Below are 24,034 nucleotides of genomic sequence, written 5' to 3' on the forward strand. Positions count from 1 at the left end.
CGTGGGCGGCGACGGCCACAATACGCGCATGTCCGATGTGCACTCCGAAGAACTGCTCGCGCAGGTGGCCTCGCTGCCGCCGCTGCCGGGCGTGTACCGCTATTTCGACGCCCAGGGCGGCCTGCTCTACGTGGGCAAGGCCCGCAACCTGAAAAAGCGCGTCTCCAGCTATTTCACCAAGACCCATGGCGGCACACGCATAGGCCACATGGTGGGCAAGATCGTGCGGCTGGAGACCACCGTGGTGCGCTCCGAGGCGGAAGCGCTGCTGCTCGAAAACAACCTCATCAAGTCGCTCAATCCGCGCTACAACATCCTGTTCCGCGACGACAAGAGCTATCCCTATCTGAAGATCACGGGCGTGGCTGCGCGCGACGGCAGCGGCGAGCAGCCGGGGCAGCTCTTTCCGCGCATGGCTTACTACCGGGGCGCGGTGGACAAGCGGCACCGCTATTTCGGCCCTTATCCTGGAGCCTGGGCCGTCAAGGAAACCATCCTGCTGCTGCAGAAGGTGTTCCGCCTGCGCACCTGTGAAGACACCGTCTTTGCCAACCGCACCCGGCCCTGCCTGCTTTATCAGATCAAGCGCTGCTCGGGCCCCTGCGTGGACTTGATCTCGCCCGAGGCCTACGCCAGCGACGTGCAGCATGCCGAGGCGATGCTGCGCGGCGAGACGCAGGAGCTGCTGCAGGCGATGGAGGCGCGCATGCTGGAGCATTCGGCCCGGCTCGAATTCGAGCAGGCGGCCGATGTGCGCAACCAGATCACCGCGCTCTCGCGCGTGCTGCACCAGCAGTCCATCGAAACCACCTCCGACAAGGACGTGGACATCCTGGCAGTGAAGGTGCAGGGCGGCCGAGCCTGCGTGAACCTGGCGATGGTGCGCGGTGGCCGGCACCTGGGTGATCGGGCCTACTTTCCCGTGCATGTGGAGGACGCCGCGGCGATCTTTCAGACTGAAGACTCCGCCGAGGCCTCGTCTGCTGCGGACGCTCCCGAAGCCATGGCAGGGGATGGTGAGCCAGCCGCCCGCCCGCCGGCGCCTGCGCGTCCCATCGAGGCCCAGGTGCTGGAAGCCTTCATCGCCCAGCACTACATCGCCGTGCCTGTGCCGCCCGTTCTGGTCACCAGCGAGGCCGTGGACCGCCGCCTGCTTGCGGCGCTTTCTGAGCAGGTCGGCGCGCGCATTTCCGCCGTCCACCAACCGCGCGAGCAGCGCCGGGTCTGGCTGGAGATGGCGCAGAAGAATGCCGAAATTCAACTTGCGCGGCTGCTGGCGGAAGAGGGCTCGCAGCAGGCCCGCACCCGCGCGCTGGCCGAGGCGCTGGACCTGGAAGTGGAGGACCTGGCGACGCTCACCATCGAGTGCTTCGACATCTCGCATACGGCGGGCGAATCGACCCAGGCCTCGTGCGTGGTATTCCATCACCACAAGATGCAGAGCAGCGAATACCGCCGCTACAAGATCGAAGGCATCACCGGCGGCGACGATTACGCCGCCATGCGCCAGGTGCTCACGCGGCGCTACAGCAAGGTGGCCGAAGCGCAGCGCGAGGCCGGCGGTGCCGAGCCCGCGGCAGGCCAGGCTCGCCTACCCGATCTGGTGCTGATCGACGGCGGCAAGGGCCAGGTCAGCATGGCGCGCGAGGTGTTCACCGAGCTCGGACTCGACCTGACCCGCATAGTCGGCGTGGAAAAGGGCGAGGGCCGCAAGGTGGGGCTGGAAGAACTGGTCTTTGCCGACGGCCGCGAGAAGGTCTATTTGGGGCGCGATTCCGCCGCCCTGATGCTGGTGGCACAGATCCGCGATGAGGCCCACCGCTTCGCCATCACCGGCATGCGCGCTGCACGGGCCAAGGTGCGTGTCGGAGGTGGCCAGCTGGAGGAAATCAGCGGCGTCGGCCCCAAGAAGCGTGCGCGACTACTACAGCGCTTCGGCGGCGTGCGTGGGGTAGCCGCGGCCAGCGTGGATGACCTGGCGACGGTGGACGGCATCTCGCGCGACTTGGCCGAAGAGATCTACCGGGCCCTGCGCTGACGGTGAGCGGGAACATCAGCCGCCGGAGCGGTCTGGCGCGTGACACAATCGCGCCTATGTTTCTGACCATCCCTACCATCATGACCTGGACGCGCATCGTCGCGATACCTTTGATCGTGGGGGTGTTCTACGCGCCGCTTGAGCCCGCCACGCGCAACCTCATTGCTACGGTCATGTTCGTGGTGTTCGCCGCCACCGACTGGCTCGACGGCTACCTGGCCCGCAAGCTCAACCAGACCTCGTCGTTCGGCGCTTTCCTCGACCCGGTCGCCGACAAGTTCCTGGTCTGCGCCTCGTTGCTGGTGCTGGTGCATCTGCAGCGTGCCGACGTGTTCGTCGCCCTCATCATCATCGGTCGCGAGATTGCCATCTCCGCTCTGCGCGAATGGATGGCCCAGATCGGCGCCAGCAAGAGCGTGGCGGTGCATATGCTGGGCAAGGTCAAGACCACGGTGCAGATGGTGGCCATTCCCTTCCTGCTGTACGACGGCCGGCTCTTTGGCGTGATTGACACCGGCCTATGGGGAACAGGGCTCATTTGGGTGGCGGCCGTCCTCACCGTATGGTCGATGGTCTACTACCTGCAGAAGGCTCTGCCAGAAATCCGGGCCCGAGTGAAGCGCTGAGCGTGCGGTGCTGATCGCCGGCAAGATCGTTGCAGGCGCGCTGCAGCGGTGCCTGTAACGGGGTGCAAATGCGACTAGAATCCCCTCCCGCATACAGCTCTGCGGCTGTCTTCGTATTGACACCCGCAAACCCGATGGCTCTAATCTCTGCAGCCTGACTGCTGCTGCCTTTACCTTCACCCGTCGTCATTTCCACACCCGCTCAGGGGCGCGGGCGAAGGTCAGATTTTGCAAAAGACATCTACTCCACTCTTTTCCCGAGAGGCTTCTTGTGAATAAAACCGAACTGATTGAGCACATTGCAAACAACGCCGACATCTCCAAGGCTGCCGCAGCGCGTGCTCTGGAGTCCACGATCGAGGCGGTCAAGAAGACCCTGAAGAAGGGTGGCACGGTGTCGCTCGTCGGTTTTGGCACGTTCGCGGTCGGAAAAAGAGCCGCTCGTACCGGCCGCAATCCCCGTACCGGCGATACTATTAAGATCAAGGCTGCTAAAGTTCCAAAGTTCCGTCCAGGCAAGGCATTGAAAGATGCCCTGAACTGATGGGTAAGTTCAGGTGGGGTGCTTAGCTCAGTCGGTAGAGCGGCGCCCTTACAAGGCGTAGGTCGGCGGTTCGACCCCGTCAGCACCCACCACCACCCTCCCTTAAAGGCGAACGAAAGTTCGCCTTTTCTTTTGCCGCATTGAAAGATCGATCATGTTCGAATCCATCCGCAAGCACTCCAAGATCGTGATGATCCTGCTGTTCTTGCTGATCATTCCGTCTTTTGTGCTCGTCGGCATCGACCACAACTACTTTTCCGAGAAAAGTCCGGTGGTCGCCAGCGTCGATGGCCACGACATCACGCAGGCCGAATGGGACAGCGCCCACCGCGCCGAGACCGACCGCATCCGCGCCCAGTCGCCGCAGATCGACGGCAAGTTGCTGGATACGCCCGCCGCGCGCTACGCGACGCTGGAGCGCATGGTGCGCGACCGCGTGCTGCAGGCGACGGTAAAGAAGATGCATCTCGGCGTGAGCGATGCGCGTCTGGCACAGGAACTGCAGAACATTCCCGCCATCGCCAGCCTGAAGCGCCCCGACGGCTCGCTGGACGCGGAAGCGTATCGCGCGCTGGTCGGTGCCCAGGGCATGACGCCAGAGGGCTTCGAGAGCCGTGTGCGCAACGACATCGCCGTTAATCAGGTCATGGGCTCGGTAATCTCGTCTTCGTTCAGTAGCAGGGCCGAGTCCAAGCTCGCACTCGACGCGCTCTACCAGCGTCGTGATGTGCAGATCGCACGCTTCACGCCCGCCACGTTCACGGCCAAGATCACTCCGACCGACAGCGAGCTTCAGGCCTACTACGAAGCCCACACCGCACGCTTCCAGCAGCCCGAAGAGGCCAGCGTCGAATACGTGGTGCTCGACCTCGATGCCGTGCGCGCCGGCATCACGTTGAGCGAAAGCGATCTGCGCAGCTACTACCAGGAAAACCTGGCACGCCTGGCCGGCAAGGAGGAGCGCCGAGCCAGCCACATCCTGATCAATTCACCCAAGGACGCGCCTGCCGCCGATCGTGAAAAGGCCAAGGCCCGTGCCGAGGCGCTGCTGGCAGAGGTTCGGAAGAATCCGGCCTCGTTCGCCGCCATCGCCAAGAAGGAATCGCAGGACCCAGGCTCCGCTCCATCCGGCGGCGACCTGGGCTTCTTCGGCCGCGGCGCCATGGTCAAGCCTTTCGAGGATGCGGTCTTCGCGATGAAGAAGGGCGACATCAGCGACGTGGTGACCAGCGATTTCGGCTACCACATCATCCAACTGAACGACATCAAGGCCCCGCGTCAGCCGAGTTTCGAAGAAATGCGCGCGTCGCTGGAGACCGAGGTCAAGCAGCAGCAGGCACAGCGCAAGTTCGCCGAAGTCGCCGAGACCTTCGCCAACAGCGTGTACGAGCAACCCGACAGCCTCAAGCCCGTGGCAGACAAGCTCAAGCTGAAGATTCAGACCGCCACCGACGTGTCGCGCCTGCCCAAGCCCGGCTCCACCGGCCCGCTGGCGAACAGCCGCTTTCTCGAAGCGCTGTTTCAGCCGGACTCGCTGCAGAACAAGCGCAATACCGAAGCCGTCGAGATCGCGCCCAACACCATGGCTGCAGGTCGCATCACTGCCTACACCCCCGCGCAGACCTTGCCCTTCGACAAGGTGCGCGATCAGGTGCGAGACATGTTCATCGCCGACAAAGCTGCCGAAATGGCGCGCAAGGAAGGCGAGACCCAGCTGGCCGCCTGGAAGGCCGCGCCTGCGACCGCCACCGGCCTGGGCGCGCCGATGACGATCGCCCGCGATCAGATGCAGGGCCAACCCCGCGCCCTGGTCGCCGCCGCGCTGCAGGCTCCGGCAGATCAGCTCCCGGCCTGGACGGGTGTGGACCTGGGCGCGCAAGGCTATGCGATCGTGAAGATCAATCGCGTGATCGAGCGCACCTCTCCCGATGCCGCCACCACCCGGCAGCAGCATCAGCAGTACCAGCAAGCCTGGGGCTCGGCGGAAGCACTGGCCTACTACGACCTACTGAAGCAACGCTTCAACGTTCGCATCAAGGCGCCGAAGCCGGCTGCAGAATGATTTTGGAGAGAATCGGTTCGGCCCGAATTTTCGGGTTATAATTTAATTCTTCGGTGGCTGTAGCTCAGTTGGTAGAGTCCAGGATTGTGATTCCTGTCGTCGTGGGTTCGAGTCCCATCAGCCACCCCAAAAATAGTGAGTAAAAACAAGGACCTTCGGGTCCTTGTTTCGTTTTTGCGCTATTGCAGGGGCTTTCTCAGTTCCTCTAGCTTCCCACCGCAGATCGGCCCCTGCGGTCCGCCAACTGTCCGCATCCCTCACGCGCCTGTGTCGAGGGGCACTGGGCACTGGGCACTGGGCACTGGGCACTGGGCACTGGCATTGGGGCAATTCTCTGCGGCGTAGGCGGGCTCCCCTAAGAACAGGGTGGCGACGTACGACTGGACCGGGCCGCCTCCTGACTTGGCTCAGCGCCGATTCACGCCCGCAGCGCCTGACATGACGTGGTGCGGCGGCATCACTTACATCGCCTCCGACGAGAGCTGGCTGCCGTGGGTGCTGTGCTCGACTTGGATTGCCGCGGGAGGCGAAGTTCGCAGGCGCACATGCCGGCCTCGCGGCTGAAGGATGCGCTCCGACGGGTCTGCATGCTGGGCAGAGTGGGCGGTCGCTGCATTCCTCGCGGAGACAGCGATAGCCCGCATAGACCCAAAGACTTCCAGCACACTTTGATGGCCCGCGGCGTGGGCGCTCGATGTCCGGCGAGGGCGTCTGCCGGAACGACACCCTACCGAGAGCCTGTGGGTTCAGCTCAAGCCCCCTGCGTGGACGGCCGGAGGTCTGCCATTCGTGAGCCGGAAAGCGTGAGGCGGCCCTGGGCTTTCTGGCAGCGGCAGTAGCCAGCCCAGGGTCACGGCCGGGCCTGGCCGTGCTTTGTACGTCTCGCCGAACCTCAAAACGTAGCTGCTATGCGCTTCGTCCGTCGCGATGACGGGCAAAGCGCTACCCGAATTAAAACGTGTGCATGACGCCGGCCGTGAAACCGGTGGCCGTGCTCTTGTTGGCTGCGCCCTGATAGCCGCTGCGCCATTGGGTACGGTCCAGCTCGGCGTACAGCTTGCTACGGCGCGACAGTTTGTATTCGGCGAACAGGATGGCGCGGGTGTAGCCGTCTTCGCGCAGGCCGCTGCGTTTGCGCTCCAGGCGATACACAGATGCGGTGAGGTCGATGGCCGAGGTCGCCGCCCAGGTGCCGCCCACCGAATGCACGCGCTGCTCCGTCCGCGCGACGGCCGACGTCTCGGCCTTGCTTCGGCCGGTGTTTGCGGCGAGCCTCAAGCTGCCGAACTGGTAGGCGATGCCCACCGTGGCCGCGTCCAGGTCCAGGCCCGCTGGAGACTTAAAGTTCTGGTAGCCACCTGACACCGTCAGGCCCCCGTCTGCGTAGGCCAAGCCGGCACCACGGGACGACTGCAGTCCGGCGCCTGCTGCATTCTCGCCAAAGCCGTACATGGCTCGCGCCGTCACCGGGCCGAAGCGGCCGACGTACTTGAGGGAGTTGTCGAGGCGGTAGGAGCCGCTGCTGGCGCCCGCGCTGCCGTACTCAATCCCCAGGCCGTGGCTGCTGAGGGCGGTAGTCGCGATGTTCGGGTTGAACGACGCGAAGCGCATGCCGGCAGGATCGACCGGACTGATGGCATCGGCGAGGACATTGGTCTGGCGGCCCGCAGTGACAGTGCCCCAGCCGCCGCCCAGGCCGACGATGGCCGCGCGGTCAAAGAACTTGGTCGCGTTGGCCTGGGTCCCGGTGTCGAGGTTCAGCCCGGTTTCGAGGTTGAAAACGGCATGCAGGCCGCCGCCCAGGTCCTCACGCCCGCGAAAGCCGAAGCGGCTGGTGTTGTCCACGCCGCTCGAGACCCCGGTGGTCGAGAAGGGGCTGGGCGCGTTGGCGGCCGTCATGCCAGAGGTTCGGCGGATACCGAGATCGGCGATGCCGTAGAGAGTGAGGTTGGTCTGCGCCGATGCCAGGATCGGTGCGCAGACGGCGGCGACTGCCGCGATGCACTGGAGTTTCATGCTGTACTTTCTGAAGTGGTCACGCTGGACCAGGCCCCACCGGCTATCCGGCGCTGCGGCCCGCGCATGGAGTGAGGGAGTGAGGGAGTGTGTGGGGGCATGCCGTTAGGCAGCCCTGCATGCGTGCGGAATCAACGTGCCGCGGCAGGCTCCATGCCGGTGCTGCGCACGATGGAGGCCGCAGCCGGCGCGGCCAGGAAGCGGATCAGCTGCCGGGCTGCCTCAGGCTCCTGCGCGCCTGTCGCAACGCCTGCCGAGAAGAACACGCGCTGCTGCACTTCGTCTGGCAGCGGGCCCACGAAGTCCAGTTCCTTGAAGGGCAGCAATTCGCTCACCTGCTGGAAGCCAATCTCCGCATCGCCGCGCAGCACGACCGCGCCGACCCGTTCGCTGTAGATCTTCTTCGCTTTGTCCTTGATCTGCTCTGCAACGCCCAGGCGCTGGAACAGTTCGGTGGACAGGTAGGTGCCGCTTGCGCTGGCCGAATAGGCGATCGACTTGGCGTTCAGCAGGGTCTGCCGCAGGGCGTCAACAGTGCTGATGTCCGGCCGCGGCGTGCCCTTGCGCACACTCATGCCAATCATCGAACGGGCGAGATCCACGCGGCTGCCCGCCTGCACTTTGCCTTGCTCGGTAAGCTTGTCCAGTGCCGAATCGGCCAGGATCACCACGTCGAACTGCTCCCCCCGCGCCATGCGGCTGGGTATGGAGTCCGGCGCATTGCCGATCGAAGCGCCGCGCGCCGTGGTGACCTTGTTGCCGGTGGCTTGCTCGTAGAGCGGCACGAGCTGGTCGTAGGCGGCCGAGAAGCCGCCGGAGGTCACGACGCGGATTTCGGCTGCCTGTACGGCGGCGGGCGTCACTGCGCCCAGGCCCAGGGTGAGGGCTGCGCCCAGCAGCGCGCCCAGGGTGCGGCGGCGCAGGCTGGAGGCCGGCAGGGAGGGGGAAAGGGTATCGGGCATGGTTTGTCTCCTTTATGGTTGTTTGTAATACGTCGCTTGCGCGTCAGTCCGCTGTGATGTTGCGCTCGCGGATGATGCGGGACCACTTGTCGTTTTCAGCAGCGATGAACTTGCCCAGTTCTTCGCGGCTTCCCGGTGCGGCCGTCTGGCCGTGTTTGAGCAGGTTGTCGCGCACGTCCGGCGAATTCAGCACCTTGACGAGCTCAATGTTCCAGCGGTCGAGCAGCGCCTTGGGCGTTTTGCCGGGCGCCATGAAGGCGTACCAGTTGGTGGCATTGAAGCCGGGGTAGGTCTCTGCGACCGTCGGCACGTTGGGCAGGTAGGCAGGGCGGGTCAGTCCGGTCGTGGCCAAGGCCACGAGCTTGCCCGACTGCAGGTGCGGCAGTGCGGTGGGCGGCGCGGCGTAGAACGAGGCGACGCGCTCGCCAAGCACGTCCTGCAGTGCTGGTGCACCGCCTTTGTAGGGCACATGGACGGTGTTGATCTTCGCGATGTCGTTGAGCAACTCACCTGCCAGATGGGCGGCAGAGCCTGGGCCCGTGGAGGCGAAGTCGAGCTTGCCTGGCTCGCGCTTGGCGCGGGCCACGTATTCGCCCAGCGTCTTGATGCCGGTGCTGGCCGGCACCACCAGTACGTTGGGAAAGGTCACTCCCATCGTGATGGGCGCCAGATCCTTGAGCGGGTCGTAGCCGACCTTCATGAAGTGGGGCGAGATGCTGAGCGGTCCGATCGAGCCGAAAAGAATCATCGAGCCGTCGGTGGGGCCCTTGGCGACCTGGGCATGGGCCAGGTTGCCGCCGGCGCCCGGCTTGTTGTCCACCACCACGGTCTGGCCGATGTTCTCTCCGAGCTTCTTGGCGATCACGCGCGCGGCGATGTCGGCAGAGCCGCCCGCCGCGAAGCCCACCACCATGGTCACCGTCTTTTTGGGAGGGAAGTCCTCGGCGTTCGCGGCTGCGGCGATGAGGGAAAGGCCGGCCGCGAGTGCGGCGGTCAGGGTGAGTGTGCGTCTTTGCATGTTGTCTCCTTTTGTGGTTTCAGCCTGTTGGCTCGGCGAAAGCTGGCCATGCTAGGCAGTCCGTAATATTCTGTGAATTGCAATTTATGGAGGTACTGTTGCATGCGGCGCATTAAATTCGATATGGGGGAGCTGATGGCATTCGTGGTCACAGCTGAAAAGCAGAGCTTTCGACTCGCAGCGGATGCGTTGTTCGTTTCTCCTTCGGCGCTCAGCCGTCGGGTTGAGCGTCTGGAAGCCGCAGTGGGCGCCCAATTGCTGGCACGCACCACGCGCCACGTCGCACTGACTTCCGTGGGGCACGATTTCCTGCGGGAGGCCCAGGCTGCTCTGACGGGCCTCGATGACGCCATCCAGCGTGTGGGCGATCAGCTCCAGCGCCGGCGGGGGCGGATCGCCCTCGCCTCCATTCCGTCGGTGGCGGCGAATCTCTTGCCGGCTGTGCTGCGGGACTTCGCGGCCAGCGAGCCGGAGGTGCAGGTACATCTGATGGAAGACAGCGCACAACAGGTGCTCGATGCAGTGCTGCGGGGCGACGTGGACTTCGGCCTGGGCTTCACGGGCAGCCAGGAGCCGGTCTTGCGGTTCGACGCGCTGATGCGCGAGCGCTATGTGCTGGCGATGCCGAGAAGCCATCCCTGGGCTGCTCGCAAGGAAATCGGCTGGCCCGAGCTCGCTGGGCAGCGCCTCGTATCGGTTTCCCATCAGAGCGGAAACCGCCTGCTGCTGGACCAGGCTGTGGCTGAACTGTCCGAAAAGCCAGTGGCGTGGCACGAGTGCAACCACCTGGCAGGTGCACTGTCGCTGGTGGAGGCCGGGCTGGGGCTCGCGGCGATCCCTCAGCTAGCGCTGCGGCCCAGCCACCCTGAGGTTTGCAGCGTGCCGTTGACCGACCCTGCAGTGTGGCGCACGTTGGGCTTGCTGCAGCGCCGCGACCATGTTCTCGGGCCCATGGCGGAGGCTTTGCGGCAGCGGCTGTTGCAGGGGCAGGCGCAGATCTGATTGCGGGCTTGCCCCGGGCCCGGCGAGGAGGCTTCACCTTGGGCAGCGGTGGACCTGCTGGCCGCGCGTTCACCAGCCCAGATGGCACATGGCCTTGGCGAGCACGACGATCGCCAGCACGTGGATGAAGACGCTGCGATGCAGTCGGTGCGAGAGCCGGCCGTTGAGCATTCCGCGGCGGCGCCAGTACATGGCCGTGCTGTACGAGGCGCTGGCGCAGGGCTTAGTTGGTCAGATCCGGCGCGCCGCCCATGCCGATGCAGCGGCGCTGCGCTGGTCGGATGAGCGGAACCAGCGTTACGTGCTGCTGGCGGCCGGCCAGCTGCCTGCGGAGCTGGCCGAGGCGGAACACTGCATGCCCACCTGCAGTTGCCTGTGCGGCCGGCCTCCAGCGAGCGCTGCCGTCCGCATATTCACTCCGGAAGAGCTGCAGGCCGTACCCGCTTCATCCGTGAGGTCGTAGCCGGGCCTGTGCGCGCAGGCCGGCTTCACCAGCTTGCTGAGCGTGCCCCTGCGGCTCAAGGACCGCCTGCTGGGCGATATCGACTTTTTTACCGGAAGCCAGCTCCGCTGGCCGACGCTGACCGCTCGTTGCTCGAAACGCTGGCCAGTCATCTGGCCTGCGCCATGGAGGTCTCGCGCGTCGATGCGCTGCGCCGCGAGGCGGCCGTCTCGGAAGAGCGGAGCCTGATCGCCCGCGAGCTGCATGATTCCATCGCCCAGGGTCTGGCTTTCCTCAAGATCCAGAGCGGCTTGCTGTGCGATGAGGTGGCCGGCATGCCCGCAGGCGAGACCGAGCGCTTGCGGCACACCCTGGCTGAGCTCGATACGGGCATCCGGGAGAGTCTGGCCGATGTGCGCGAGTTGCTGCTGCACTTCCGCACCCGCGGCGATGACGAGGACATCCTGCCCGCGCTGCACACCACGCTGGCCAAGTTTCAACACCAGAGGGGCTGCCCGCGCACATGGAGGCGGATGGCGAGGGCCTGGCCCTGCCGGCGGATGTACAGATCCATGTGCTGCATGCGCTGCAGGAGGCGCTGTCCAAGGCCCGCAAGCATGCCTGTGCAAGCCAGGAATGGATCGACGTGAGGCCGTCGCCGCAATGGATCATCGAGGTGTGCGACGACGGTACCGGTCTGGATGCCGGTGCCTGGACTCCGGACGAGACCCATGTGGGCCTGCGCATCATGCGCGGGCGGGCGGGCGGCCGGCCGGCATCGGCGCGCAGCTGGACATCCACAGCGTACCCGGCGCAGGTACCAGCCGCATCTGGAGGTGGTCGGCGAAGCGACCGACGGCGGCGAGGCGCTGCGCCGTGCTGCCATCCTGCAGCCCGACGTGATCCTGCTGGACCACCACCTGCCTGGCGTTACCGGCGTGAACGTGCTGCAGGGCCTGCGTGAGGCGGCTCCCGCCGCGCGCGTGCCGATCCTGACCGTCAGCGAGGAGGCCGCACCCTGGCTGCGGCGCGGCGCGCACGGCTATCTGCTCAAGACGGTGGACAGCGACGTGCTGGTGACGGTGATCGAGCGGGCCCACCGAGGCGTCTCGACGATCAGCCCGGAGATGACCGACAAGCTGGTCAACGCCTTCCGGGCCGCTGCCGCGAGCGGGGCCGCAGGGGCTCCGGTGGCAGAGGAAGTCCCCCACGCCGGGCTCGGCAGGCTGTCGCCACGCGAACGGGAGATCCTTGAAACGATCGCGGCAGGGGCTAGCAACAAGGAAATCGGCCGCGCCCTGTCCATTGCCGAGACCACCGTCAGGATCCACGTCCAGCACATCTTGCGCAAGCTGGGGCTCAGCTCCCGCGTGCAGGCCGCAGTGCTTCTGGCTGAACATGGCTGTGCAGGCAATGCCGAGGCGAACACGCCGGACTGAGATGCACCCCGTTTCCCGAGGAACCCGCAGCCTGCACCCAAGCCGCGGCGGTCCTGCGGATGATTCATCCTACGACTCGCGCCATTGGGCATGCCGCACGCCTAGCTGCAGCTGCTGGATGCGACGGTGGATGGTTGAGCGGCTGACGCCGAGTTGGCGCGCGGCCTCGGAGACGTTGCCCTGGCATTGCGCCAGCAGGTGCTCCAGGGCCTGCGCAGCGGGCGCGCTGGTGTCGTCGGCTCGGACGGTTGTGCCAGGTGCGGTGCTGTTCAGCGCATCGGGCAGATGTTCGGGCTCGATGTTTCCGTCGCCGTCGTGGCCGCACAGTGCGGCGGCGTAGCGCAGCGCGTTGTGCAGCTCGCGCAGGTTGCCAGGCCAGGCGTGCGCGGCCAGCGCGGCGCGGGCTGCCTCCCCGAGGTGCAGATGGCCGCCTAGGGCGGCCAGCATCTGGTCGGCGATGGTCTGCAGGTCACTGCGCTGGCGCAGCGCGGGCAGGTGCAGTTCAGCGGCGTTGAGGCGGTAGAGCAGGTCTTCTCGGAAGTTGCCGCGCCGCGCCAGCTCTGCCAGTGGCCGGTGCGAGGCGGAGATGAAGCGCACGTCCACCGACCGTGGCGCGCGGGCGCCCAGGGGGGTGACTTCGGATTCGGACAGCACCCGTAGCAGCTTGGCCTGCAGCGCCAGCGGCATGTCGCCGATCTCGTCGAGAAACAGCGTGCCTTCATGGGCCGCGGCGATCAGGCCTTCGCGGCCTTTGGCTGTGCCGCCGGTCCAGGTGCCGGGCAGGTAGCCGAACAGCTCACTCTCCAGAAGGGCTTCGGGAATGGCGGCGCAGTTGATGGCGATGAAGGCGCCGCAGCGGCCGCTTGCGGCATGGAGTGCGCGGGCCAGGTATTCCTTGCCTGCGCCAGTTTCTCCTTGCACCAGGATGGGCAACGCTTGCGGCGCGAGACGGGCCGCCTTGTGCAGCAACTGGTGCAGCGTGGCGTCGCCCGTATCCAGCGCCTGCAACGCTGCGGGCAGGGGAGGCTGTTGCCGGAGCTGCGGTGCCTGTGCGCGCTGGCCACGCGTCAGGCGCTGCGGCTCCATGGCATGGGCGAATAGGATGCTGCCGTCTCGGGCGCGGATGATGCGCTCCTGCGCCGGGCGATTGCGGCGCAGCTCGGGCAGATGGCGCAGGTCCACGTCGAAGAAGCGCTGGAGCGGCTGGCCAATGAGCTTCTGGCGCTGGCGCCAGTCCAGCTGCGCTGCGGCAGCCAGCAGGCGCGCGCCCGCGTGGGTCATGCCGCGGATGCGGCCCCGGGCATCGACGCTGATGGAGGCGTCGGGATCGACATCAAGGAAATCGGGTGACTGCGCCAGTCGCACCACCCAGTCCTGGCCGGACTGCGCCATGAGGTTGGCGTGCTCCACACGCCGGGCCGCGGCCATGACGAGGTTGAGCGCCAGGTTCTGGCTGGCCCGCGCGGCGGGAGAGCGCAGCAGCGATAGATCCAGCACCGCTGCGAGCTCGCCGCGCATGTCGTAGATGGGTGCTGCGGTGCAGGACAGCCCGGTATGGGTGAAGTCGAAATGGTCGCTCTGGTGTACGGTCAGCGCTTCGCCCGTTTCCAGGCAGGACCCCACGGCCGATGTGCCCGAGTGCTCCTCACGCCACTGCGCGCCCAGATACAGGCCGGCGCGGCGCAGGTCGCCCGCGTCAGCCTCCTGTCCCAGGAAGTCCACGGCCACGCCATGCCGGTCGGCCAGCAGCAACACGTAGTCCAGGCCTTTGAGCTGCTGATAGAGCCGCTCCAGCGCATGCCGGGCGATGTGAATCAGCGGCTCGGACTCTTCCCGGTGTACGCGCAACTCGCCATCGGGAACGATGTGCGCTTCGCTGGTATGTGCGGGATCTAGCCGGTGATGGTCGATGCAGCGGCGCCAGCTGCGCAGCACCGCGCGGTCGCGCTCTTGCCCGTGGATCGGGTAGCCCTGGCCAAAGGCTTCGATTTCCTGGATGTGGGAGGCGTAGGACTGCAGGGTCATGGTCTGGAGCCGATGAGGCTTTGAACGTGCCGCCAGGAATTGTGTGCCCCGTGCCGCGCAGCGCCCATCGAGGTTTACCCACTGCCTCTGCTGCGCTGCAGCAAGTGTCATGCGACAGGTGTCGCACGGTGCATCGCCTGTCGCGTGCAGCCACCGTGGCCAGCTACACGCAAGGCACGGGGTTTGTACGCACGTCTCGCAGGTAAGTCCTTGATGGGCATGGCAACGCTTGCGGTCGAGCAGCATGGTATGGCGATTGCCTCAGAGCCAATGCCCGGAAGAAAAACCAGCGGGCATGACAACCATCAAGGAGACACACATGACCGACACGACGGCCGCCGCTCGCGCACAGGCGCTGCTCGACTCACTCAACCATGCCCTGGCCGACCGTGACTTCGCGGCCGCCAGCCGCCTGTTCGCAGACGAATCCTATTGGCGCGACCTGGTGCTGTTCACCTGGAACATCAAGACCATGGAAGGGCAGGCACAGATCGCCAGCATGCTGGCGGCGCAGCTGGACGCCGCGGCGCCCGTGCGCTTCTCGCTGGACGAGCGCGAGGCCGTGGAGGAGGCGGATGGCGTGCTGTCTGCCTGGATCGTGATTGATACGCGGCATGCGCGCGGCGGCGGCCATGTCCGCATCAGGGACGGGCGCATCTGGACGCTGCTGACAGCCGCCCAGGAGCTGAAGGGGCACGAGGAGCCCATGGGCACGCGCCGCCCGATGGGGGCCGAGCACGGCATTCGGCGCGGGCGCAAGACCTGGGCGGAGCGCCGTCAGCAGGAGGCCGAGGAACTGGGCCGTGAGAAGCAGCCGTTCGTGCTGGTCATTGGCGGAGGGCAGGGGGGTATCGCGCTGGGTGCGCGGCTGCGCCAGCTGGGCGTATCTCACATCGTCATCGACCGCCAGGCGCGGCCTGGCGATCAGTGGCGCAACCGCTACAAGTCGCTGTGCTTGCACGATCCGGTCTGGTATGACCATCTGCCGTACATGCCGTTTCCGGACAACTGGCCCGTGTTCGCCCCCAAGGACAAGATCGGCGACTGGCTGGAGATGTACACCAGGGTGATGGAGGTGAACTACTGGCCTTCCACCAACTGCCTGAACGCCCGTTTTGACGAGGACCAGCAGGAGTGGGAAGTCACCGTGGAGCGCGATGGCGAGACGCTGGTGCTGCGCCCCAAGCACGTGGTGTTCGCCACGGGCATGTCGGGGAAGGCCAACGTCCCCAAGATCAAGGGCCAAGAAGTTTTCCAGGGCGAGCAGCAGCACTCGTCCCAGCACCACGGCCCGGACACCTATGCCGGCAAGAAGGTGGTGGTGATCGGCGCCAACAATTCCGCGCACGACATCTGCGCGGCGCTCTGGGAGCACGGCGCGGACGTGACCATGGTGCAGCGCTCGTCCACCCATATCGTGCGATCCGATTCGCTGATGGACATCGGCCTGGGCGATCTGTATTCGGAGCGAGCCGTGGCCAGCGGCGTGACGACCAAGAAGGCCGACCTGATCTTCGCCTCGCTGCCCTACCGCATCATGGCCGACTTCCAGGTGCCGGTGTACGACCGCATCCGCGAGCGCGACGCTGAGTTCTACCGCAAGCTGGAGGCGACGGGCTTCATGCTGGACTTCGGTGACGACGGCTCGGGCCTCTTCATGAAGTACCTGCGCCGTGCATCGGGCTACTACATCGACGTGGGGGCCTGCGATCTGGTGATCGACGGCAGCATCAAGTTGCAGGCGGGCAAGGAGATCAGCCATCTGTCGGAAAACGCGGTGGTGCTTGACGATGGCACCGAGTTGCCGGCGGACCTGGTGGTCTATGCGACCGGCTACGGCTCCATGAACGGCTGGGTGGCCGACCTGATCAGTCAGGAAGTGGCGGACAAGGTCGGCAAGGTCTGGGGCCTGGGCTCGGACACGACCAAGGACCCGGGGCCTTGGGAGGGCGAGCAGCGCAACATGTGGAAGCCCACGCAGCAAGAGGCGCTGTGGTTCCACGGCGGCAACCTGCACCAGTCGCGCCATTACTCGCTCTACCTGGCGCTGCAGCTCAAGGCGCGCCAGGAAGGGCTGCCCGTGCAGGTCTATGGTCTGCAGCCCGTGCATCACTTGCGCTAGCGCAAAGGCCGATGACGCCTAGCGGCTCAAGATGGGCGGCAGTGTGCCGTCGTACCGACCCAGCCTTACCAACCAGAAAGTCGAATCATGAAAGCAGCACGTTTCCACAACCGCGGAGATATCCGCATCGAAGACATACCCGAACCCGTGGTGGAGCCCGGTACGGTGGGCATCGAAGTGGCCTGGTGCGGCATCTGCGGCACCGATCTTCATGAGTTCATGGAAGGGCCGATCTTCATTCCGCCCTGCGGGCACCCGCATCCCATCTCGGGCGAGTCAGCGCCCATCACGATGGGGCATGAATTTTCCGGCGTGGTCTATGCGCTGGGCGAAGGCGTTGACGACCTGCAGGTCGGCCAGCACGTCGTGGTGGAACCCTACATCGTGGCCGACGATGTGCCCACTGGGCCGGGTGACAACTACCACCTGTCCAAAAACATGAATTTCATCGGGTTGGGCGGCCGTGGGGGCGGACTCTCCGAACGTATCGCCGTCAAGCGCCGCTGGGTGCATCCGATCTCCGATGCCATTCCGCTGGACCAGGCCGCGCTGATCGAGCCGCTGTCCGTGGGCCACCATGCCTACACCCGCAGCGGCGCCAAGGCCGGCGATGTGGCGCTGGTCGGCGGCGCGGGGCCGATCGGCCTGCTGCTGTCAGCCATCCTGAAGGCCAAAGGCCTCACAGTCATCGTCACCGAGCTGAGCGCCAAGCGCAAGCAGAAGGCGCGCGAATCCGGCGTGGCCGATCACATCCTGGACCCGTCTGAAGTGGATGTGACAGCCGAGGTGATGAAACTCACCGGCGACAAGGGCGTGGATGTGGCCTTCGAGTGCTCCAGCGTCAACAAGGTGCTCGACACCCTGGTGGCCGCCACGAAATCCACCGGCGTGGTGGTGATCGTCTCCATCTGGAGCCACCCGGCCACCGTCAACGTGCACAGCGTGGTCATGAAGGAGCTGGACGTGCGCGGCACCATCGCGTACTGCAACGACCATCAGGAAACGATCAAGCTGGTCGAGGAGGGCAAGATCAACCTGGAGCCCTTCATCACCCAGCGCATCCAACTGGAGGACTTGGTGGCGCAGGGATTCGACACGTTGATCCACAACAACGAATCTGCGGTGAAGATCATCGTGCAGCCGCGGCTCAAATAGTCTGAAACGACGTTTGGCTGCCGATGGGGGCGCTGCGTGAGCGCCACCGCCCTCTGGCAAGGGGCGCTGTGAGGCAGTGACTCTCTTGCGCTCTCGAGGGGCCTTGTTAAACCAACGGGTCTCCACGACTGCCGGAGCGGTTCAGCGCTTCATAGAGGGCGACGTACTGTTGTGCGGCATGACCCCAGCCGAAGTCCTGCTGCATGCCGCGTCGCTGAAGTGCCTGCCACGCCTGCGGGTTGCGCCACAGCTCCAGCACCGCGCCCAGTGTGGCATCGAAGGCAGCCTGCGTTGCCTGGGGCATGACGAAGCCAGTGCCGGTGGTTGGCGATGCAGTGACATCCGTGACGGTATCCGCCAGGCCTCCCGTGGCGGTGACGACGGGTGGAGTGCCGTAAGTCTGGCTGTACATCTGATTTAGGCCGCAGGGCTCAAAGCGGGAGGGCATCAGGAAGCAGTCCGCCCCGGCTTCGATCTGGTGCGCTAGCGATTCGTCAAAGCCCAGGGTCACATTGACTTGCTGTGGGTAGGCCTGTGCCAGTTCCAGCAGAGACGCCTCCAGTGCTGGATCACCCTTGCCCAGCACGACCAGTTGGGCGCCCTGGGCCAGCACCTGCGGCGCGCCTGCAACCACCAGATCCACCCCCTTTTGCTGCGTCAGCCGCCCCACCAAGCCCAGCAGTGGCTGGCCGCTTTCCGCAAGGCCTGCGCGCTGGCGCAGGGCCGAGCGGTTACGGGCCTTGGAGGCGATCTCATCGGCGCTGTAGCGGGCAGCGATCAGAGGGTCACTGCTCGGGTTCCATACCGAGGTGTCGATGCCGTTGAGCAGGCCGTGCAGATGCGCTGCGCGGCTGCGCAGCACGCCATCGAGCCCGAAGCCCAGTGCGGGATGCTGGATCTCGCGGGCATAGGTGGGGCTGACGGTGGTCAGTGCGTCAGCCAGCTGCAGGCCGGCCTTGAGCATGGAGAGCTGGCCCCAGAATTCTGCGCCGTCCATGCCCCGATAGGCCTCGGGCACGTCTAACAAGTCGGCGGCGGACATGGGGAAGACGCCCTGGAAGGCCAGGTTGTGGATGGTCATCACGCTGCGCGCGGTGGGGGCGTGGCCAGACCGCCGCGCGTGATGCAGATACAGCGGCGCGAGCCCGCAGGGCCAGTCGTTGGCATGCACGATGTCTGCCTGCCAGCTGAGAGGGCTCTGGTCTGTGGCCAAACTCGCGGCCACATGCGAGAGCAGCCCGAATGGCAGCGCCGCATGCGGTGCGGCGTCTGCGCCCGTGGGGCCATACGGCGAGCGCACGTTGGCGAAGGCCCATGGGCAGGAGAGCAGGAGAAAGCGGCCGCCGTCCGCGTGTTCGACCTGCAGCAACTGCGCGTCCGGCCAGCGCGCCGTTTGCGGCACCTGGATGACGCGCTGGACCGCTCCGTCGATGGGCATGCCGCCGTAGGCCGGCATCAGCGTGATGACGTCGAGGCCCCGTGCGCGCAGTGCGCGGGGAAGGGCGGCGGCGACGTCGCCCAGTCCGCCGGTCTTGACGAAGGGAGCGCACTCGGGGGTGACGAACAGAATTTTCATGCGTCGGTTTGTACCGGAATCAGAACCGCAAAAGGCAGTCTGGCCGTGCCGTCATTGCGACTTCCCAACAGAGACGAGAGGGTCCAGGGTTGGTCGGTGTTGAAGGTTTCGCCGGTGAACCAGTCGCGCCACAGGCCCGCACGGGCAAGTGTTGGATGCGCCTGGGCGATGTCCAGCGTGGCGCGCGCCATAAGACTCGCGCCTTCGGGGTCGTGCTGCCGCAGCATCAATCGCGAGCTGACGACCACGAAGGCGTCCCCCTCGCGGATGCGGGCGAAGGCCAGGGCGCGTGCGCCCGCGGCCTCCTCGCCCCCGATGATGGACAGAGGCAGGTAGGTCGAATCACGGAAGAGCGCTGGCCATTGCCGGCGCAGCTGCAGCAGGCGCCAGGTGACGAGCTGCTTGGCGGCATCGGGCATCTGGGTGCCTTCGCCGAGCACCTGCCGCCATTCGGCCGGTGTGGGGAACCGGCCCTCCGCATACATCGAGCGTACGGCGGACAGGGACTTCGCCAGCGGCCCGAATTCCACCGGGCGGCGGTTGTCTGGGTCCACCAGCGAGAAATTCCACACCTCGCAGCCTTGGTAGATGTCAGGCACGCCCGGAACGGTGAGCTTCAGGGCTAGCTGGCAGAGGCTGTTGCGGAATCCTTGCGGCGCCACTCGCTGCACGAAGTCCTCCAATGTGCTGACGAAGCGCTCCGAGGACAGCGTCTTCTCGATGTATTGCGTCACCGCGCCTTCATAGGCTTCGTTGGGAAAGAGCCAGTTGGTGGCGAGCTTGGCCTCGCGCATGGCCTTGACCATGTATTGCTGCAGCCGCTCTACCAGCGTCGCGCGCTGCTCGGGCGTGCTGCGCTGCGCTGGCCAGATGCCCACCATGGCCTGGCACAGGCTCCAGAGGTCGTGCCTGCTAGGCGCATCGATGCCGTCTATCGTGGTGCCGAAGCGCTGGCCCAGGGCTTCCAGATCGTGGACCAGTGCCTTCCACGCATGGGGTATCTCCGAAAGGACGTTGAGCCGGGCGCGCACATCTTCCGAGCGCTTGCTGTCGTGGGTGGATGTGCCCAGCATGCTGTGCGGCAGGTAGCGTGCGCGTTGCTGGTTGGCCTGGTGGAACGCAGCCACCGAGAGGCCGAAGCGGCGCGGCTCCGCGCCGACGTCATTGAGCGACACCAGCCGGGTGTAGCGGTAGAACAGTGTGTCTTCGATGGATTTGGCCATCACCGGCGCGGTGAACTGCTGCCAGCGGCGGATGAACTTGGCGCGCAGCTCGGGCGCGGCGCCGTCTTCGCCCAGCAGGATGGAATGCAGATAGGCCAGCACCCCGCCTTCGGAAGTGCCGATGCGCCGGCGTGCGGCGGCGATCGCCCAGGCGATGTGGCGGCGGTCCGCCTCGCTGGCCGGGCCCTTGCCGGGCACGATGTAGGTGCGATAGACGGGGAAGAACGCGGCCACCTCCACCAGCGCGAGCCGCAGCTGGTTGCGCGTGAAATCGCACACCGACCGGTCGGCGCGCGTGATGCGGCTGAGCGTATCGACCAGCCAGTTCAGGTCGCAGGCCAGCGCGCTCTGGATGATGAGCCGCTTGCATTCGTAGCCCGCCTCGTCGAAGGCCTGCGTGTCGCCGGTAAATTCCGCGTAGTGCGCGTCGAAGTCCGCCTGCGCTTCGGCCGCGATGAAGAGGCCCGTGACCAGGGTGCTGAAGCGATAGCCCGTGCCGCCATGCACGCGCCAGTCGGCGGGCAGCGGCTCGTGGTCGGCCATGATCTTTTCCACCAGCACGTAGAGAGCGCGCGGCTGGGCGACGCCTGCGGCCTGCTGCAGCGCCAGGTGGCGGCGCTGCAGCCGCTCGAAGTACTCGGCCGGGTCGGCCAGGCCGTCGGGGTGGTCGATGCGCAGGCCGGTGAGCTTGCCTTCGGCCGCCCAGCGCAGTGGCAGCGCATGCACAGCCTCGAACACTTCCGGATCTTCCATGCGAATGGCAGCGAGGGAATTCACGTCAAAGAAGCGCCGGTAGTTGATGTCGTCGCCTGCCACGCGCCAGTCTGCCAGCCGGTAGGCCTGCGCGCCTAGTACGCGGTCGAGCAGGTCGAAGCTCGCAGGCTCGCCCACCTTGCCGTTGATGCGCCCGAGGCAGTTGCCGATCCAGCCCGTCACCCAACCGTGGCCCACGGCCAGGCGCGCCAGCCGTTGCTGCAGCAGTGGCGTATCGCGCAGCCGGGCCGCCCGCTGGCCGGGGTCGGACGTGTCCTGCCGTGGCAACGCGGCAAAGGCGTCGATCAACGATTTCAGCTCTTGCGCGGCAATGGCCGATATCTCCGGTCCCGGCACAGGTGGCGGAATCTGCCCGAGCACGACGCCGTAGCAGCGCGGGTCCAGCGGAATGCTGCGCTCCCAGTAAGCCAGATGCAGCTTTCCGCCGGCTTCATCAAAACGTACCTGCAGCTCGCCCGCTTCCAGCACCCGGCCATAGTGGTCGCCCAGTACGGGCAGCAGCACCCTGTGGCCTGTCTGGGGCGTGGGCGGGTTCCATTCGATGTCGAACCGGGTGGCATGGGGCGATGCCTGACCGTGTTCCAGCACGTCTTGCCACCAGCGGTTTGCGGCGTCGTCGATGCCCATGTGGTTGGGCACCGTATCCAGCACGTGGCCCATGCCGCGTTCGGAAAGGGCGGCGCACAGGGCGGTGTGATCGGCCTCGGTGCCGATTTCTGCATTCAGGCGGGATGGATCCACCACGTCGTAGCCGTGCGTGCTGCCGCTCGCGGCTTGCAGGTAGGGCGAGGTGTAGAGGTGGCTGATGCCCAGGGCCTCCAGGTAGGGGACGATCGCGGTGGCGTCCTGGAACGTGAAGCCCGCGTGCATCTGCACCCGGTAGGTGGCGAGTGGAACGTCCGCTGTGTCCAGGGGCGGCAGTTCCGGCGGGCCAGCTAGGGCGGGGCGCGCCCGCTGGGTACGCACGGCCGTCGTGATGGCCACAAAAAAAGGATCGGCCGCAAGCTGTTCGAGCGGCGTGCCCATGCGGCGGCGCCAGTTGGGGTGCACGTCTTCCATCGTTCCGGGAACGTTGGGCTGGTGCAGCTGCCCCGTCAGGTCTTCGAGCTGCACGCCCACCAGCTGGCAGGGCGTAGTGGCCAGCATCGCGTGCACGGCGGCGGCCAGTGCGGGCGTCATGGTGGGCGCCGACTGCGGGTCGAGCGTCAACCCTTTGGGCAAAAGCCCGGCGGAATCCAGTGCGGCGAGCAACTGCGTGCGGCCTTGCGCACGCGCGACCAGGGCCTGCACATGGGCATCGCCTTGGCTCAGCCAGCCCAAGCGATGCTGGATGGCGATGTCGTCGGCGCACCAGAAGCCCGCCAATGTGGGCAGGTCGTGCGTGGTGACCACGGCCAGAGCCTGGCGGTGCCATTGCTCCGGCGGACGGAAGGCACCGCCTTCCAGACGTTCGAAGATCAGCGGGCGATAAGAGAGCACGTCGTGCTGCGCCATCGCCTCGCGCATGGCGGGCGCCACGTTGCCCAAATCTTCGCCGATGACCATGCACCGCAACCGGTGGCTTTCCACTCGCAGGACGGCGAGCTGTGCCCGCAGGGGGTAGTGGACGTAGGTTCCGCCGTGCGCACCCTGCCAGTAGAGGCGCATGAGGCCCATCACGTGATCCAGGCGCAGCGCGCCGCAGTGACGCATGGCCGTGGCGATCAGCCGGCGCAGCGGCAGCAGCTCCGCATCCAGCAGCGCGACGGGGTTGACTGGGGGCAGGCCCCAGTCCTGGCCTTGCAGGCTCAGTGGATCGGGCGGGGCGCCCACGTTCATGCCGCGCGCATAGAGGCCAGGGTTCATCCAGGTCTCCGAGCCGCCGTCGCTGGAGCCCACCGCCAGGTCGCAGTAGAGGCCCATGGGCATCAGCGCGCGCGCGCGGCCCGATGCCAGCCCCAGCTGTTCGTGAGCGATCCACTGCAGCCACATGCGATGCGCGACGGCGTCTGCATGCTGGGCCTGGAACGCGTGGGCGCCCGCGCCGGCCGGGTCTTTGAGGGCCTCCGGCCATGCGGGCCAACCCCAGATGCTGTCGTCCTGCGCGCGCAGGTGCATTTGGATTGCTTCATAGAGGGCATGCAGGCCGAGGGTGCTGGCGTGCCGGCGCGCGAAAGCCTCGAATGCGCGGCCGCGCTCCGTGCCCTGGCGCAATTCCTGCGCTGCGAAGTGTGCCCAGAGCAGCGCCAGCGCGGCCTCTTTCAAGGCCGCCACATCTTCATAGCGAACTGTGTCGCTGGCCTGCGCTTCGGCAAGCCGCTGCTGGAAGCCGGTACTCTGGATCAGGTCCTGCGCGGGCCGGCACTGCGCCAGCTCGGGGACTGCCGTCACGTCGATGTGAAGCAGATTGAGCGCCAGCCGACTGCTGGGGCTGTAAGGGCTGGCCAGGTGTGGCGCATCGGGCCTCAGCGCGTGCAGCGGACTCAGGCCGATGAAGGCCGCGCCCTGCGCGGCGGCGATGCCGGCGAGCGTCGCGAGGTCGGTGAAGTCGCCGATGCCCCAGCTGGTGGCCGAGCGCAGTGAATACATCTGCGCGGTGACGCCCCACCAACGCTCGCCCGAGCGCAGCGCCTGCGCCATCCAGCACTGCGCAGGCGCCACGATCACGAGCCGGTGCGGCTCGCCACCGGCGTGCAGGCGGTAGTAGCCGGCCGGCAGGTCTGCCGGCAGCTGCGCCTCGCGGCCGTGGCCTTGGACGATGGGATGGGTGGTGTTGTCCTCGTCCGCATGCAGGGACCAGGCGCAGTCGGCTGGCAAGCCCACCGCGGCGGCGCTGCCTTGATCGACCACGACGGGTTCAGGGTGGCGCGGCTGGGTGTGCTCGCCCATGGCCGTCAGAGCCTGGTCGAGCACGCTGTCATCGACCTGAACGTGGTGGCCCCAGAAGTCGGCGTATTCGGTGGCGATGCCGGCTTGCGCCGCGCGTTGGGCCAGATCGGCGGTGGAGAGGTGCATGGGGGCGGTCGGAGAG

16 protein-coding genes, 2 tRNA genes and 1 pseudogene are annotated in these 24,034 nt (G+C 66.3%); 12 read left to right on the forward strand and 7 right to left on the reverse strand.

Annotated elements, in window-relative coordinates; all coding sequences use genetic code 11:
• Positions 1–28: 28 nt before the first annotated feature.
• The 6 genes from uvrC to AC3A84_RS02430 all read left to right on the forward strand — a co-directional run bounded on the left by uvrC (position 29) and on the right by AC3A84_RS02430 (position 5,399).
• Complete coding sequence (gene uvrC / locus AC3A84_RS02405; RefSeq protein WP_487968128.1) at positions 29–2,038, forward strand: excinuclease ABC subunit UvrC; 2,010 nt, start codon at positions 29–31, stop codon at positions 2,036–2,038.
• A 56-nt stretch (positions 2,039–2,094) separates the two neighbouring features.
• Positions 2,095–2,664 carry a CDP-diacylglycerol--glycerol-3-phosphate 3-phosphatidyltransferase gene (gene pgsA / locus AC3A84_RS02410; RefSeq protein WP_487968129.1) on the forward strand — a complete coding sequence of 190 codons (570 nt, stop codon included), beginning with the start codon at positions 2,095–2,097 and terminating at the stop codon, positions 2,662–2,664.
• Between the two features lie 271 nt (positions 2,665–2,935).
• Complete coding sequence (locus tag AC3A84_RS02415) at positions 2,936–3,208, forward strand: HU family DNA-binding protein (RefSeq protein ID WP_007858657.1); 273 nt, start codon at positions 2,936–2,938, stop codon at positions 3,206–3,208.
• A gap of 16 nt (positions 3,209–3,224) precedes the next feature.
• Positions 3,225–3,300: transfer RNA gene (locus tag AC3A84_RS02420), tRNA-Val, on the forward strand.
• Between the two features lie 62 nt (positions 3,301–3,362).
• The gene (locus tag AC3A84_RS02425; protein WP_487968130.1) at positions 3,363–5,270 is read left to right on the forward strand and encodes a SurA N-terminal domain-containing protein; all 1,908 of its coding nucleotides are present in this window, start codon (positions 3,363–3,365) and stop codon (positions 5,268–5,270) included.
• Between the two features lie 53 nt (positions 5,271–5,323).
• Positions 5,324–5,399: transfer RNA gene (locus tag AC3A84_RS02430), tRNA-His, on the forward strand.
• Between the two features lie 822 nt (positions 5,400–6,221).
• On the opposite strand, the gene AC3A84_RS02435 is transcribed toward AC3A84_RS02430, so the two are convergent.
• The 3 genes from AC3A84_RS02435 to AC3A84_RS02445 all read right to left on the reverse strand — a co-directional run bounded on the left by AC3A84_RS02435 (position 6,222) and on the right by AC3A84_RS02445 (position 9,266).
• Positions 6,222–7,286, reverse strand: coding sequence for a porin (locus AC3A84_RS02435; RefSeq protein ID WP_487968131.1), 1,065 nt, complete (start codon positions 7,284–7,286; stop codon positions 6,222–6,224).
• A gap of 131 nt (positions 7,287–7,417) precedes the next feature.
• Positions 7,418–8,248, reverse strand: coding sequence for a substrate-binding domain-containing protein (locus tag AC3A84_RS02440; RefSeq protein ID WP_487968132.1), 831 nt, complete (start codon positions 8,246–8,248; stop codon positions 7,418–7,420).
• A 43-nt stretch (positions 8,249–8,291) separates the two neighbouring features.
• Positions 8,292–9,266: a Bug family tripartite tricarboxylate transporter substrate binding protein gene (locus tag AC3A84_RS02445; RefSeq protein ID WP_487968133.1), complete on the reverse strand. Its 975-nt coding sequence runs from the start codon at positions 9,264–9,266 to the stop codon at positions 8,292–8,294.
• Between the two features lie 102 nt (positions 9,267–9,368).
• On the opposite strand from AC3A84_RS02445, the gene AC3A84_RS02450 reads away from it, so the two are divergent.
• Positions 9,369–10,268 carry a LysR substrate-binding domain-containing protein gene (locus AC3A84_RS02450; RefSeq protein WP_487968134.1) on the forward strand — a complete coding sequence of 300 codons (900 nt, stop codon included), beginning with the start codon at positions 9,369–9,371 and terminating at the stop codon, positions 10,266–10,268.
• Positions 10,269–10,337: 69 nt separating this feature from the next.
• Here AC3A84_RS02450 and AC3A84_RS02455 read toward each other — a convergent pair whose 3' ends face one another.
• The gene (locus tag AC3A84_RS02455) at positions 10,338–10,460 is read right to left on the reverse strand and encodes a hypothetical protein (protein ID WP_487968135.1); all 123 of its coding nucleotides are present in this window, start codon (positions 10,458–10,460) and stop codon (positions 10,338–10,340) included.
• On the opposite strand from AC3A84_RS02455, the gene AC3A84_RS02460 reads away from it, so the two are divergent.
• The 3 genes and pseudogenes from AC3A84_RS02460 to AC3A84_RS02470 all read left to right on the forward strand — a co-directional run.
• Positions 10,459–10,731 (forward strand): hypothetical protein, encoded by a 273-nt coding sequence (locus AC3A84_RS02460; RefSeq protein ID WP_487968136.1) that lies wholly within the window; start codon positions 10,459–10,461, stop codon positions 10,729–10,731. The genes AC3A84_RS02455 and AC3A84_RS02460 overlap by 2 nt on opposite strands.
• 128 nt (positions 10,732–10,859) lie before the next feature.
• Positions 10,860–11,360 (forward strand): histidine kinase, encoded by a 501-nt coding sequence (locus AC3A84_RS02465; RefSeq protein ID WP_487968137.1) that lies wholly within the window; start codon positions 10,860–10,862, stop codon positions 11,358–11,360.
• A 180-nt stretch (positions 11,361–11,540) separates the two neighbouring features.
• Positions 11,541–12,149: pseudogene (locus tag AC3A84_RS02470) on the forward strand (LuxR C-terminal-related transcriptional regulator); the annotation flags it as partial.
• Between the two features lie 69 nt (positions 12,150–12,218).
• On the opposite strand, the gene AC3A84_RS02475 reads toward AC3A84_RS02470, so the two are convergent.
• Positions 12,219–14,174, reverse strand: coding sequence for a sigma-54-dependent Fis family transcriptional regulator (locus tag AC3A84_RS02475; protein WP_487968138.1), 1,956 nt, complete (start codon positions 14,172–14,174; stop codon positions 12,219–12,221).
• Between the two features lie 319 nt (positions 14,175–14,493).
• Between AC3A84_RS02475 and AC3A84_RS02480 the strand changes: the two genes are divergently transcribed.
• Together AC3A84_RS02480 and AC3A84_RS02485 are read left to right on the forward strand one after the other, a co-directional pair.
• The gene (locus AC3A84_RS02480) at positions 14,494–16,296 is read left to right on the forward strand and encodes an NAD(P)/FAD-dependent oxidoreductase (RefSeq protein WP_487968139.1); all 1,803 of its coding nucleotides are present in this window, start codon (positions 14,494–14,496) and stop codon (positions 16,294–16,296) included.
• An 87-nt stretch (positions 16,297–16,383) separates the two neighbouring features.
• Positions 16,384–17,451 (forward strand): 2,3-butanediol dehydrogenase, encoded by a 1,068-nt coding sequence (locus tag AC3A84_RS02485; protein WP_487968140.1) that lies wholly within the window; start codon positions 16,384–16,386, stop codon positions 17,449–17,451.
• A 106-nt stretch (positions 17,452–17,557) separates the two neighbouring features.
• Here the strand turns inward: AC3A84_RS02485 and glgA are convergent, their stop codons facing one another.
• Entirely contained in the window at positions 17,558–19,027 is a 1,470-nt protein-coding gene (gene glgA / locus AC3A84_RS02490; RefSeq protein ID WP_487968141.1) for a glycogen synthase GlgA, read from the reverse strand.
• Entirely contained in the window at positions 19,024–24,018 is a 4,995-nt protein-coding gene (gene treY, locus AC3A84_RS02495; protein ID WP_487968142.1) for a malto-oligosyltrehalose synthase, read from the reverse strand. Before treY ends, glgA begins: the two co-directional genes overlap by 4 nt.
• Positions 24,019–24,034 lie beyond the last annotated feature (16 nt).

It is taken from the genome of Paracidovorax sp., assembly GCF_057642795.1.